Genomic DNA, 12,977 nt, shown 5'->3' with positions numbered 1-12,977 from the left:
GTCAGCCCGTAGGATGGGTGGAGCCTGAGATACCCATCTTTCGCTGCCAATGGGTAGCGATCTTCTCCGATCTAGTGGAAATCTCGGCTTCTCACATCCAGCCCCGACAGCAGCGGCGTCAGGTCGTGCAGGCGGCGGGCGATGAGGTGGCGAACGCCGTCCACCGACTCCAGGCGACCGTCCACCTGCAATAGCTGGGAGACCACCAGTACCCGGCGCTGGCGTTCGGCCAGGTCGTGCCAGACCACCACATTGACCATGCCGTGTTCGTCTTCCAGGGTGACGAAGATCACCCCGCTGGCGGTCTGCGGACGCTGGCGCCCGACCACCAGGCCGGCGACGCTGACGTTCCGTCCGTGATCCACCGCCAGCAGCTCCCGCGAGCTGCGGCAGCGCCGCTTGTGCAAGGCCGCGCGCAGCAGGGAAACGGGGTGCGGCCCGAGGGTGGTGCCCAAGGTGGCGTAGTCGGTGAGCATGTCTTCCCCCACGCTGGGCAACGGCAAGGCCACCTGCATTTCTTCCTGCTCCGGCAGGCCGGCGAAGAGCGGTGCCTGCACTTCCACCCCGGCGACCGCCCAGCGCGCCCGGTGACGATGCCCGGCCAAGCCGCGCAGGGCGCCGGAGTCGGCCAGCAATTCGCGGGCGCGGGCGTCCAGATGGGCACGCTGGACCAGGTCACCGACACTGCTGAAGGGGGTGGCCTGCCGCACGGCCTCCATGCGCCTGGCATCGTCCTCGCGAAAACCCCGCACCATCCGCAGCCCCAGGCGAATGGCCGGCTCGCCCTCCTCTCCCGCCGGCTCCAGGGAGCAATCCCAGTCGGAATAACGCACATCCACCGGACGCACCTCGATCTTGTGGCGGCGCGCGTCCTGCAGTACCTGGTCGGGGCTGTAGAAACCCATCGGCCAGCTGTTGATCAGGGCGCAGGCATAGGCGGCCGGCTCGTGGCATTTCAGCCAGCAACTGGCATAGGTGAGCAGGGCGAAACTGGCGGCGTGGGATTCGGGGAAACCGTAGCTGCCGAAGCCCTTGATCTGCTCGAAGATCCGCTCGATGAAGTCCAGTTCATAGCCCTTGGCGAGCATCCGCGACGTCAGCCGCTGACGGTGGTGCTCCAGGCCGCCATGACGCTTCCAGGCAGCCATGTTGCGGCGCAGTTCGTCCGCCTCGCCGGGCGTGTAGTCGGCGGCGACTATGGCCAGCTGCATCACCTGCTCCTGGAACAGCGGCACGCCCAGGGTGCGCTTGAACACCGGGATCAGCTCGTCCTTGGGATAGGTCACCTCCTCCTCGCCCTTACGCCGGCGCAGGTAGGGATGGACCATGTTCCCCTGGATCGGCCCCGGACGGACGATGGCGACCTGGATCACCAGGTCGTAGAACTCCCTGGGCTTCAGGCGCGGCAGCATGGACATCTGCGCCCGCGACTCGATCTGGAATACGCCGATGGTGTCGGCGCGGCCGATCATGTCGTAGGTGGCCTCGTCCTCCTTGGGCAAGGTAGCGATGGTCCACTGGATGCCTCGATAGCGCTCGATCAGGGCGAAGCAGCGGCGCAGCGCGCTGAGCATGCCCAGCGCCAGCACGTCCACTTTCAGCAGCCCCACCAGGTCGAGGTCGTCCTTGTCCCACTGGATGACGGTGCGCTCGGCCATGGTGGCGTTTTCCACCGGCACCAGGCTGTCCAGCGACGCTTCTGAAATCACGAAGCCGCCGGGGTGCTGGGACAGGTGGCGGGGAAAGCCGATCAGTTCGTTGGTCAGCGTCACGACCCGGCGCAGCACCGGGCTTTCCGGGTCGAAACCCACCTCCCGCAGACGCTCCGCCGAAGGCCCCTTGTCGCTCCAGCCGCCGCAGCAATCGGCCAGGGCGTTGACCTGGTCCGGCGGCAGGCCGAGGGCCTTGGCCACATCGCGTACCGCGCCGGCGCCGTGGTAGGTGTTGACCACCGCCGTGAGCGCCGCCCGGCCCCGTCCGTAGCGACGGAATACGTACTGGATGACCTCCTCGCGGCGCTCGTGCTCGAAGTCGACGTCGATATCCGGCGGTTCGTTGCGCTCCTTCGACATGAAGCGCTCGAACAGGAGTTCGGTGGTGCTGCAGGGGTCCAGCTCGGTGATCCCCAGGGCGAAGCACACCACCGAGTTGGCCGCCGAACCGCGCCCCTGGCAGAGGATGTTCTGACGGCGGGCGAACTCGACTATGTCGTGCACCGTGAGGAAGTAGCTCTCGTAGCCCAGCTCGGTGATCAGCGCGAGCTCCTTTTCCACCAGCGCCCGCGCCTTGGCCGGCGCGCCATCGGGCCAGCGTCTCAGCATCCCCTCCTCGGTGGCGGCGCGCAGCCAGGTGCTGGGGCTGTGCCCGTCCGGCACCAGCTCACGGGGGTACTGGTAATCCAGCTGGCTCAGGCTGAACTCGCAGCGGCGGGCGATGCGCACCGATTCGGCCAGCAACTGCGCCGGGTAGAGGCCAGCCAGCACCTCGCGGCGGCGCAGGTGGCGCTCGCCATTGGGGAACAACCGCAGCCCGGCCTCGGCCACCGTGCAGTGATGGCGCACGGCAGTCATGCAGTCCTGCAGGGCGCGGCGGCCACGGGCATGCATATGCACATCGCCAGTCGCCACGGGCGGGATGCCGACGCGCTCGGCCAGGGCCAGCAGGCGCTCCAGGCGGCCGGTGTCGTCCGGTCCCTGGTGCAGTTCCACCGCCAGCCAGAGGCGTTCGGGGAAACACTGGCGCAGCCACGAACCTTCGCGGTCGTCGTCTTCCCGGTCCGGCACCCAGAGGGCCAGCAGGCCATCCGTGGGTTCGGCCAGGTCATCACGCAGCAAGCGGTACTCGCCCTTCTTCGCCCTCCGCCGGGCCTGGGTGATGAGCCGGCAAAGGCGCTGGTAGCCGGCCAGGTTTTCCACCAGCAGCACCAGCTTCGGGCCGCCCTCGACCCGCACTTCGCTGCCGATCACCAGGGGCAGCTCGCTCTTCTTCGAGGCCTGCCAGGCGCGAACGATGCCGGCCAGGGTGCATTCGTCGGTGATCGCCAGGGCTGCGTAGCCATGATCCTTCGCGCGCTGGAACAGCTCATCGGCGCTGGAGGCCCCGCGCTGGAAGCTGAAGTTGGACAGGCAGTGCAGCTCGGCGTAGGCGTTCATGCGAACCAGCCGTGCAACAGCAGCGGCCCCTCCCCGTTCACTGGGCGGAAGGCCCAGCCACGCTGGCCACCGCGGGTTTCCACCAGGTAGTAGTCGCGGCGCACGTCGCCGCCATCCCACCAGCCGGACTCGATGCGTTCGGGGCCGGCGAGGATGCGGACGGACGAGTCCCGCAGGGGCACGGGTTCACGCAACAACCAACCGGGACGGGGCGGACCAGGCGGGAACGGCGCCTGCGGGCCCTCCGCATCCAGTTGCCAGGCGCATTCGGGACGGTGGTCGGCACGGGCAGTCAGGCCGTGCACCGCGTCGTCTCCCAGGCGTGCCCGCAGGCGTTCGCGCAATTGCTCCCAGGGCAGGGATTGCTGCGGGCGCTCGTCGAACAGCTCGCGCCGCTCCGGGACGAAGGCCGGCAGGTCCCGCGCCTGCAGGCGGAAGGCGCGCACCGGGGCCGGCACCTGCAACTGCTCCAGGCGCCCACGGGCCAGTTCGAAGAGCATGGCCGCCTCACGCTCGGCGCTGAGCAGCCCCACTGGCACCCGGGTTTCCGGCTGGTCGCGGTGTTCCAGATGGAGGGTGAAGCGCTGCACGCCGCTGTCACGGCAGGCGAGGAAAGCGGCCAGGTCAGCGGTGAGACGCCGCAGGGGGAACAGCAACGCCTGATGGGATTCCACCTCGAAGTTCAGCTCGATGCGCAGGTCGAACTCATCCGGCGGCCGATAGCACTCCAGCGCCAGGGGACGGTCGCCCAGAAGCGTATCGAGGTGCTGCAGCACTTCGGCCGGAAAGCGCCTGGCCACTGTCTCCCGGGGCAGCGCCAGCACCTGTTCCAGGTGGCGCAGGCCCATGCGGGCAAAGGCAGTGGCGGCCTCCCGTGCCAGGCCGGCGCGATCCACCGGCATGCGCCCGAGGGCTTCACGCAGTTCATCCTGGCTCGCCACCGCCAGGCCATCGTAGGCATTGGCCAGCACCCGCGCCGCCGCCGGGTTGGGAGCCGCGACGATGCGATGGCGGAAGCCCAGGGCCGTCAGCTCCCGCCGCAACCGGGCCTCGAAGCGCGGCCAGGGGCCGAACAGGGCGAAGCTGGATTCCACCTCCAGCAGCAGGCAACGCGGATAGCGCAGGCTGACCTGGGAACTGAAGCGATAGGCCCAGGCAGCCAGCAGTTGCTGCCAATGCTCGATCCGCGCCGGGTCGTACTCCACCAGGGTGAAGTCGCGGGTCAGGACGTGGGCGGCGGTCAGCGACTGGCCGGGGCGCAGTCCCAGGGCCTTGGCCGCCGGGTTGAGGGCACGCAGCACGCGGCGTTGGGGCGTGCCCGTTACCAGCGCCAGGGGCGCTTCGGGGTCGGGGTGGACGCGCAGCACGCCATCCAGTGCCAACTGCGGCAGCAATATGCAGGCCCAGCGCATGACGGCATCACCGGGACAGGGCGATCGGCGCCGCGGGCGGCAGGCCGCCCCGGCACTTGAGCACCCGCAGCTGCGCCGGCCAGCCGTCGACGGCGATGCGCAAGGCCGCCGGCGAGGGGTTCAGGGCGGCATCCAGCGGGCGGTAGGCGAAGGCCAGGGTCTGGCCGGTTTCGGCGGCCACCTGCAGGCGTCGCAGGGCGCGGTCATCGGCCTGTTGCGGCCAGCACAGCACCGCTGCGCAACTGCCGGAACGCAGGCATTGTTCGGCCGCCCAGAGGGCATCGCGGCCGCTGGCCTCCACCAGCGCCAGCCAACGCAGGTCAACGCCGGCAGCCTGCCAGGCCTGTGGATAAGGGATATGCGGCGGCGCCACCAGCACCACGCGCTCAGCGCTGGCGGTCAGCCGTGCCAGTGTGGGCCAGAGCAGACGCAGCTCGCCCAGGCCTGCGGCCGGAACGAGGATTTCGCTGAGCGCAGCCTCAGGCCAACCACCGCCGGGCAGGACCCGGTCCAGGGCAGCAAGGCCGGTGGGTTGGTCGCTATCGGACGGCAGCGCGCCGGGCTGGCCTTTCCAGACCCGCCGCTCATTGAGCAGGGCATCGAGGGCAACGACAGCGCCCATCAGCTCCACTCACTGCCAGAAGAGAAAAACGGCAGCCCCGGGGCGGGGCTGCCGAAAGGGCCAGGAACAATCATCAAGGCCATTAGGGGAAATCCTACGAATACTGTATTTATATACAGTAAATCGCAGAGACTTCCTACGGTCAATTCAGAAAAGACGGAAGGCCTGCGAAAGCACGAGGCTCCGCAGGCCCGCCGCCCTTCCGTCATTTCACGAAGTGATTACCCCAGCGCTCGGACTGGCGCACCGACTGCACACGCAGGGTCTTGGCACCCTTCGCCTGCTCGGCGGCCGCGGCGATCTCGTCATCGATGATCTTGGTCGACAGCGACAGCCAACTGGTGGCGAAGGCCATGGCGTCCCCGTTGATCTCCAGGGCGTTCAGGTCGATGTTGGCGGTGTTGTCGCAGCCCTGGTGGTAGCAGGGGTCGAAGGGCTGGCCGGCGGCGCCGCCGTACTTCTGCGCCTGCTCTTCGCTCTTGATGTCTTCGGCGCCGGTGAACAGGCCGCCGAAGGGAATGCCCACCTCGAAGAACTGCGCATAGTCGGAGCGGAAGTCGATCTGGGTGCCTTCGGCAGGCTCGCCACGCAGCTTGAAGTAGGCCTCGAACAGACGCTCGATGGCAGCCGAGCCGGGCGGGCCCTGCAGGCCAAAGGAAGAGCCGTCGCCGTCATAGATGAAGTTGCCGAAGTTCGGCGAACCGATCATGTCGAAGTTCAGGTACGCCTTGATCTGCTTCCGTTCCTCATCGCTCAGGCTGTTGACGTAGAAGGTCGAGCCCACCAGCCCGGATTCCTCCGCGCCCCACCAGGCGAAACGCACCTTGTTCTGCGGGTGCGCCTTGCGCAGCAGCACGGCCATTTCCAGCAACGCCGCGCTGCCCGAGCCGTTGTCGTTGATGCCGGGGCCTTCGAACACCGAATCCAGGTGCGCACCGGCCATCACTACGTTCTTCGGATCGCCGCGCCGGGTTTCGGCCACCAGGTTGAAGGTCTGCGTCTTCTCGCGGATCACGTCCGCCACCATGCGCAATTGCAGGCCGGGGGTCTGGGACCAGGCAACGCCGTTGTCATAGGTGGCGAACAGCACCGGGATGCCGCCCTCGTAGGTGTCGCCCAGGGTGACGTTTTCCAGGCCTTTGCGCTCCTCGGTATTGCCCTGGTTGAAAATGATCACACCCGCCGCACCAGCCGCCGCGGCGTTCTCCGCCTTCAGCTCGAAGTTGCAGCTGCCGCGCTGGACCAGGGCGATGGCGCCGCTGGGGAATCCGGCGAAATCCTCCGCCTCGCAACCGCTGGTGGAGGTGTTGCCGGCGCCGAGGGCCAGGTCCACCGGCACCACCGGGGCGCTGACGTCGCCGGCATCGGTCTGCGACAGGTAAGTGAAGTCCTCCTCCCAGACGTATTCCGCCGGTTGTGGCGTCAAAGCCTGCAAGGTGCCTGGCCCCTTGGGAAAGTAGGCGGTGAAGGGGAACGGCTGCACCCGCACCTGGTAGCCGGCGCGCTCCAGGGTCTGCTTCACGTAGTCGATCGAGGCCTGGTAGCCCGGCAAGCCAGCCGCGCGGTTGCCATCGTTGAGGGTGGCGATGTCCTGCAGCTCCTGCAGGCGCTGCATCACGTTGCTCGCCTGCAGACATCGCGGCAGGCCCACGGGTGTGCCAACCAGCACCGGTGATTTGCAGAGAGCGGGGTTGGGTTTTCCGGGACTCCAGTAATCGCCGAAGGCATCGCCTTCAGGCGCCGGGGCGGCAAGGGTGGAAGTGGAAGCGGCGAGAATCAGGGAACCAACAACACGTCTGACGTTGTTCTTGTGGGTCATGACTTCAATCCTTTTGAAGTGGTTGTAGGCGGCCTGCCGTGGCGTTGCGCCACTGTCCTGTACGGCATCCTCGGGTGCAGGCCTGAGAGAACAGACTGGCGCAAGGTCATTCGGTTCTTCCGGGCACGTGTAAAAAACGTGCACTTTGTCGCCTTTTTCGCAGCAAATGGCCGGAGATACGCCACTGGATAGCCATCAAATAGATGGCCACCTCATATCACCAGCGCGTATGGCAGCTGTGCGGGTTCTATGCTGAAGGCATTCCCCGATGCAGGAACCAGCCATGTGCGGCCGCTACGTCAGCCCCTCCGATCGCGCCATCGAAGACTATTGGCACATCGGCGCGCGGGACTCGGGTCGCTGGATCCAGAGCTTCAATGTGGCCCCCACCAGCCAGGTGCCAATGCTGCGCCTGGATGAACAAGGGGAACTGGAACTGGTGTCGGCGCGTTGGGGCCTGATCCCCTCCTGGTGGAAGGAGACGAAGCCACCGACCATGTCCTTCTTCGCCCGCAGTGAAGAGGCCGCCGGCAAGCCCCTGTGGCGCCAGAGCCTGCGCAGCCACCGCTGCCTGATGCCCGCCCAGGGCTGGTACGAGTGGAACCCGAATCAGCAGGTTCGCAACGCCAGCGGCCGCCTGGTCCACCAGCCCTACTACCTCTACAGCCCGAATGACCCGCTTCTGGCCATCGCCGCGATGTGGGCCACCTGGACCGGCCCGGAAGGACAGGCGATCACGTCGTGCGCCCTCCTCACACGGGAAGCCGCACCGGCCATTCGCACCATCCACCAGCGCATGCCGGTGATACTGCCGCCGGAACAGTTCGCGCTGTGGCTGGCCCCCGAAACATCCGGCGAGCACGTGCAACACGTCATCGCCCAGGCACGCGATGACTTCACCGGGCACGCGGTCTCCACGCGGGTGAACAGTGCTCAGAACGATGACGAGGGGTTGATCGAGGCGATTGCCGAGCCAGGCTGCTGAAGGGCCCGGCCCGTTTAGGGTGGATTATTCGCCAGCCACCAACCGCAATCGGGCGGGCGTCGACGTTCGCACGTCGATATACGAAGAGAGGGTCGTGTACGCGCTGATGGCTATCCGTTCAGCCACCAACAGCCGCTCGAACTCCATCATCTGATCATCCGACCAAGGGACTGCTGCTTCTTCCAGGAAAGCCACCATGGCGATGTGCGCGGCAGAGACATTGAGCGAGAGCCGGCGCAGCTCCGCCCAGTAAACCGGTTCGATCACGAATCGCTCCTGGTGCATCACGTTTCCAGATGCACTTGATTAGCAATAGCGTACCAACCTCAAGCTCGCCAGCCGGGAACGAGAAATCCGGTGAACGGCACTCGCAGAGTCGCAAGCGGCCCTCTTCAAGACCAGCGCCCTTTCGTTCGCCCGATGCCGGCATACACTTGTTCCGCACAGGCAGCGGCCAACCGGGGGAGGATTCCCGCCCCCTTCGTCGACGGCCTCCGCCCCCAGGCGCCCTGCCCCGACGGCTAACCGACAACAAGCCGGGTAGCCAAATGCACCAGCCTGGAGCAACAGCCATGAAAAAAACCCACCCTGGCAACCCTTCAGCTTCATTCCTCGGCGGCAGTGTCCTGATCCTTTCCACCCTGCTGATCGCAACAGGCTGTGCGCAGAACCCCGATATCAGAAGCAGCCGGGACGGCACGTCCGGCGTCACCAGCCGGGGCAATTCCGACTACGTGAATTGCGTGAAAGGTGGCATGCGGCACGACGCCGAGACTTTCACCTCGGAAGAGAACGGCAAGACCCTCCTCTTCGTCGGCAGCACCGACCCCAACAAGGCCTCAGGGCTGGTCGAACTCTCCGACGGCCAGGGACAGAAGCAATTCTCCGTCTTCCAGCGTAATGCCTGGCAGGACAAGGGCCGGCTGATCAATGCAGCCATGATGTGCTCGAACTCCTGACCCCCTGAAAGCAAAAAGCCCCGCAGTCTTTCGACTGCGGGGCTTTTCTGGATATGGCGGGAAGATAGGGATTTGAACCCTAGGTGCCATTGCTGACACAACGGATTTCGAATCCGTCCCGTTCGGCCACTCCGGCATCTTCCCGAACGGCGCGCATGATACCAGCTGAAAGGCCATTGGCGAAGCCCGTAGGGGAGATTTTTTCGCGTGGTTTCAGATGGTTGCGGTGCGAGAGGGATCGAGGCGCGATCCTTGGCGAATGAATTCGCCCCTACAGGGAGGGGCGAATTCCGGGTGGAGCGATCAGGACGTCAGCTTGGTCAGGGCTTCGCGGTACTTGTCGGCGGTCTTCTGCGCGACTTCGGCGGGCACGGCGGGCGCCGGCGGTTCCTTGTTCCAGCCGGTGGATTCCAGCCAGTCGCGGACGAACTGTTTGTCGAAGCTCGGCGGGTTCTTGCCTTCGACGTAGCTTTCCACCGGCCAGAAGCGGCTGGAGTCGGGGGTCAGCACTTCGTCCATCAGGGTCAGGGTGCCGTCTTCGTCGATGCCGAATTCGAACTTGGTGTCGGCGATGATGATGCCGCGGGTGGCGGCGTATTCGACGGCGGTAGTGTACAGGGCGATGGCGGTGTCACGAACCTTGGCGGCCAGTTCCTTGCCAATGATGGCTTCGCACTGCTCGAAGGAGATGTTCTCGTCGTGGTCGCCAACGGCGGCCTTGGTCGAGGGGGTGAAGATGGGCTGCGGGAGCTTGGAGGCTTCCTTCAGGCCGGCCGGCAGCTGGATGCCGCAGACGGTGCCGGTCTTCTGGTATTCCTTCCAGCCGGAACCGACGATGTAGCCACGCACGATGGCTTCGACGGCCACAGGCTTCAGGCGCTTGGCGACCACGGCGCGGCCTTCCACCAGCGGCAGTTCGGCGGCGGGAACCACGTCTTCGACCTTGTCGCCGGTGAAGTGGTTGGGCACGACGCTCTGAAGCTTGTCGAACCAGAAGTTGGAGATCGCGGTGAGGATCTTGCCCTTGTCGGGAATCGGCTGCTCGAGGATCACGTCGAACGCGGAAAGGCGATCAGTGGCGACCATCAGCATGCGCTTGTCGTCGATTTCGTAAAGGTCGCGGACCTTACCCGAGTAGATCTTCTTCAGGCTGAGGGTGGTGGGTGTGCTCATGTCGTTTTCCGCCTTTATCAAACGAAACAGGCGAAACCCGGGGGTTTCGCCTTGTTGTTTCCACGATCCGCCGCGGTGCGGCGTACCTCTTGCCCTTAGCCGAGGTTTTCCTGGATCAGGGTCAGCACGCGGCGCGCCACTTCGGCAGGAGCCACGGTGTTGATGTCCTTCTCCACGGTGACCTGCACGCTCTCGCCAACGCGGGTCAGGCGAACCTGGTAACGCTCGGCGCGGGCTTCGATCTCTTCCTCGCTGGGGTCGCTGCCCCACAGGCTGGCGAAGAAACCGGGTTTCTCGTCTTTCTTCACCGCGCCTTCGGCGAGGTTGATGTAGTAGACGCCCAGGCTGCGGTTGAGGTCGTCGACGCGAACGTCGGCGGTTTCCAGGGCGCGGCCGACGCTGGACCAGGAACGGTCGAAGTCGGCGCCGAGGCTGAGCATGGGGTTGCCGTTGCCGTCTTCGGACAAGGTCACGCGGCTCGGGGCGTCGAAGTCGCGAGCGGCGAGCAGGGACACGGAACCGCCCTGTTCGGAGCTGCGCGCCATGCTGGCGAGCATTTCATCCAGCAGTGCGGCTTCCAGGCTCGGGCTGTCGGAACGGCTCGGCCAGCCGGTGTCGGCAGAGCTGCCGGCCGGACGGGAGGTGGTCAGGACGAAGATTTCGCTGGTGTTGCGCTGCACGCCCGGCTCGATACGCACACGGGCACGGATTTCGCTGTCCGGCTCGACACCGCTGACGCGGCTACCCAGGCGACGGGCCAGGGGACCGGAGAGCTGGTCGAGGCGCTGCCAGTCAGTGCTGAATTCGCCGGTTTGCGGACGCTCGTCGGCGATGCGGAAGACGCCGTCCTCAAAGAACTGGCGGGCTACCGGCCAGACTTCGGCCGGTACGCGCTGGGCAACCACCCAGCGAGAGTCGCCGCTCTTCTGCAGGCTGTAGTCGCTGACTTCGCCCTTGGCCTGGAGGGCCTGCGGGCGCGGTACGTCGAATTCGCCTTCGGCGCGGCTGTCGGCGACGTTCATCGGCACCGGCAGCAGCGGGTCGAGGCGCTTGGCGTCGACATTCGGCGGGAGCTGCATGGGTGCAGTCTGGCGTGATTCGAGATAGTCGCTGCCGCGGTCGCGGAAGTAGCCATCTTGGCCCCAGAGCCAGCCGCAACCGCTGGTGCTGGAAATGATCAGGGCGAGTGCGGAGAGTCCGGCCAGTCGCTTCATGCGGATTGTTTCCTTGGAATTAGGCCAGTACGCCGGTCTGGCGCATGGCTTGACGCAGAGGCTCGTGGCAACGCGGGCTGAGCCAGGTCAGCGGCAGGCGGATGCCGTCCGGGATCAGACCCATTTCGTGCAGGGCGAACTTCACGGGGATCGGGTTGGACTCGATGAACAGTGCCTTGTGCAGCGGCATCAGCTTGTCGTTGATGGCGCGGGCGGCTTCGGCCTCGCCACGCATGGCGGCGGCGCAGAGATCGGCCATGGCGCGCGGAGCGACGTTGGCGGTTACCGAGATGTTGCCCTTGCCGCCCATCAGCATCAGCTCGACGGCAGTGGCGTCGTCACCGGAGTAGACGAGGAAATCCTTGCTGACGCGGTTCAGTACTTCCTGGCCGCGCTGCAGGTCGCCGGTGGCTTCCTTGATACCGATGATGTTGCTGATCTTCGACAGGCGCTCGACGGTTTCCGGCAGCATGTCGCACACGGTGCGGCCCGGTACGTTGTAGAGGATCTGCGGGATAGCCACGGATTCGGCGATGTGGCGGAAGTGCTGGTACAGGCCTTCCTGGGTCGGCTTGTTGTAGTACGGGGTCACCAGCAGGCAGGCATCGGCGCCGACTTGCTTGGCGGCAGCGGTGAGTTCGACGGACTCACGAGTGGAATTGCCACCGGTACCGGCGATCACCGGGATGCGGCCATTGACCTGGTCGACCACTCGGCGGATCACTTCGACATGCTCGGTGACATCCAGCGTGGCGGATTCGCCCGTGGTGCCGACGGCGACTATGGCGTTGGTGCCCTCTTGAAGATGGAAGTCAACGAGCTTGGAAAGGCTGTCCCAGTCCAATTGACCCTGCGCATCCATGGGCGTAACCAGTGCCACCATACTGCCCGCAATCATGCAACCGCTCCTGCCGGAAAAAGAGAGCCGTAATGGTACTGTCGGCTCTGGCCTTGCACAAGGTGAACGCAAGCGCCGTCAGGCGGTTACGGCATTTCCCTCGGCGGCGCTTTTCGCTAACCTTCCCCGTTTGAACAGCGCGGCCCCGGCCGCCCTCCCTTCGCTTTAGGAATGCTGCATGTCCACCACCCCGCCCCGCGAACAATTCCTCTTGATCAGTGCCCTGGGCCGCAACCCGATGGAGCTGACCAACGTGCTGTGCCGAGCCAGCCAGGAAAACCGCTGCGCCGTGGTCAGCAGCCGCCTGACCCGCCACGGCGAATTCAGTGCCCTGGTGCTGCAGATCTCTGGCAGCTGGGATGGCCTGGCGCGCCTGGAGTCGGGCGTGTCGGCGCTGTCCAAGCGCCATGGTTTCACCGCCAACATGACCCGCAGCCACGCCATGGAGATTCGCCCCCAGGCCCTGCCCTACGTGGCCTACGTCAGCGCCGCCTATCGCCCGGACATCCTCAACGAGCTGTGCCAGTTTTTCATCGACCACCGCGTCGAGCTGGAAAACCTCACCTGCGATACCTACCAGGCGCCGCAGACCGGCAGCACCATGCTTAATGCCACCATCACCGTGACCCTGCCCGCAGGTACCCAGATCAGTTGGCTGCGCGACCAGTTCCTGGACTTCGCCGACGCCCTGAACCTGGATGCCCTGATCGAGCCCTGGCGTCCGCAACACCCCTGAGGAGCCC

At 65.9% G+C, this 12,977-nt stretch carries 11 protein-coding genes and 1 tRNA gene; 3 read left to right on the top strand and 9 right to left on the bottom strand.

Going from position 1 to position 12,977, the window contains the following annotated elements; all coding sequences use genetic code 11:
• Positions 1 to 71: 71 nt before the first annotated feature.
• The 4 genes from E8F06_RS14730 to E8F06_RS14715 form a co-directional block, all read right to left on the bottom strand.
• Positions 72 to 3,152, bottom strand: coding sequence for an error-prone DNA polymerase (locus E8F06_RS14730; RefSeq protein WP_280368426.1), 3,081 nt, complete (start codon positions 3,150 to 3,152; stop codon positions 72 to 74).
• The gene (locus tag E8F06_RS14725; RefSeq protein WP_280368423.1) at positions 3,149 to 4,564 is read right to left on the bottom strand and encodes a DNA polymerase Y family protein; all 1,416 of its coding nucleotides are present in this window, start codon (positions 4,562 to 4,564) and stop codon (positions 3,149 to 3,151) included. Before E8F06_RS14725 ends, E8F06_RS14730 begins: the two co-directional genes overlap by 4 nt.
• Positions 4,565 to 4,571: 7 nt before the next feature.
• The gene (gene imuA / locus E8F06_RS14720; RefSeq protein ID WP_280368421.1) at positions 4,572 to 5,186 is read right to left on the bottom strand and encodes a translesion DNA synthesis-associated protein ImuA; all 615 of its coding nucleotides are present in this window, start codon (positions 5,184 to 5,186) and stop codon (positions 4,572 to 4,574) included.
• A 205-nt stretch (positions 5,187 to 5,391) separates the two neighbouring features.
• Entirely contained in the window at positions 5,392 to 7,005 is a 1,614-nt protein-coding gene (locus E8F06_RS14715) for a M28 family metallopeptidase (protein WP_280368419.1), read from the bottom strand.
• 268 nt (positions 7,006 to 7,273) lie between these two features.
• Here E8F06_RS14715 and E8F06_RS14710 point away from each other — a divergent pair, with 268 nt between their 5' ends.
• Positions 7,274 to 7,990, top strand: a complete 717-nt coding sequence (locus E8F06_RS14710; protein WP_348532257.1) for an SOS response-associated peptidase — start codon at positions 7,274 to 7,276, stop codon at positions 7,988 to 7,990.
• A gap of 24 nt (positions 7,991 to 8,014) precedes the next feature.
• Here E8F06_RS14710 and E8F06_RS14705 read toward each other — a convergent pair whose 3' ends face one another.
• Entirely contained in the window at positions 8,015 to 8,257 is a 243-nt protein-coding gene (locus tag E8F06_RS14705; RefSeq protein WP_271472082.1) for a hypothetical protein, read from the bottom strand.
• Positions 8,258 to 8,562: 305 nt separating this feature from the next.
• Here E8F06_RS14705 and E8F06_RS14700 point away from each other — a divergent pair, with 305 nt between their 5' ends.
• Positions 8,563 to 8,949 carry a hypothetical protein gene (locus E8F06_RS14700; RefSeq protein WP_280368416.1) on the top strand — a complete coding sequence of 129 codons (387 nt, stop codon included), beginning with the start codon at positions 8,563 to 8,565 and terminating at the stop codon, positions 8,947 to 8,949.
• 54 nt (positions 8,950 to 9,003) lie between these two features.
• Here E8F06_RS14700 and E8F06_RS14695 read toward each other — a convergent pair.
• The 4 genes from E8F06_RS14695 to dapA form a co-directional block, all read right to left on the bottom strand.
• Positions 9,004 to 9,093 (bottom strand) — tRNA-Ser (locus E8F06_RS14695).
• 159 nt (positions 9,094 to 9,252) lie between these two features.
• The gene (locus E8F06_RS14690) at positions 9,253 to 10,122 is read right to left on the bottom strand and encodes a phosphoribosylaminoimidazolesuccinocarboxamide synthase (RefSeq protein WP_280368413.1); all 870 of its coding nucleotides are present in this window, start codon (positions 10,120 to 10,122) and stop codon (positions 9,253 to 9,255) included.
• Between the two features lie 95 nt (positions 10,123 to 10,217).
• Positions 10,218 to 11,336, bottom strand: coding sequence for an outer membrane protein assembly factor BamC (bamC, locus tag E8F06_RS14685; RefSeq protein ID WP_280368410.1), 1,119 nt, complete (start codon positions 11,334 to 11,336; stop codon positions 10,218 to 10,220).
• A gap of 19 nt (positions 11,337 to 11,355) precedes the next feature.
• Positions 11,356 to 12,234, bottom strand: coding sequence for a 4-hydroxy-tetrahydrodipicolinate synthase (dapA, locus tag E8F06_RS14680; RefSeq protein WP_190831253.1), 879 nt, complete (start codon positions 12,232 to 12,234; stop codon positions 11,356 to 11,358).
• A gap of 178 nt (positions 12,235 to 12,412) precedes the next feature.
• Between dapA and E8F06_RS14675 the strand changes: the two genes are divergently transcribed.
• Positions 12,413 to 12,970: a glycine cleavage system protein R gene (locus E8F06_RS14675; protein ID WP_151136158.1), complete on the top strand. Its 558-nt coding sequence runs from the start codon at positions 12,413 to 12,415 to the stop codon at positions 12,968 to 12,970.
• Positions 12,971 to 12,977: the final 7 nt, after the last annotated feature.

The sequence above is a fragment of the Pseudomonas sp. BN411 genome, from assembly GCF_029871235.1.
Lineage (GTDB): Bacteria > Pseudomonadota > Gammaproteobacteria > Pseudomonadales > Pseudomonadaceae > Metapseudomonas.
The sequence above is the reverse complement of the archived record's forward strand: the minus strand, read 5'-3'. Positions and strand labels throughout refer to the sequence as shown.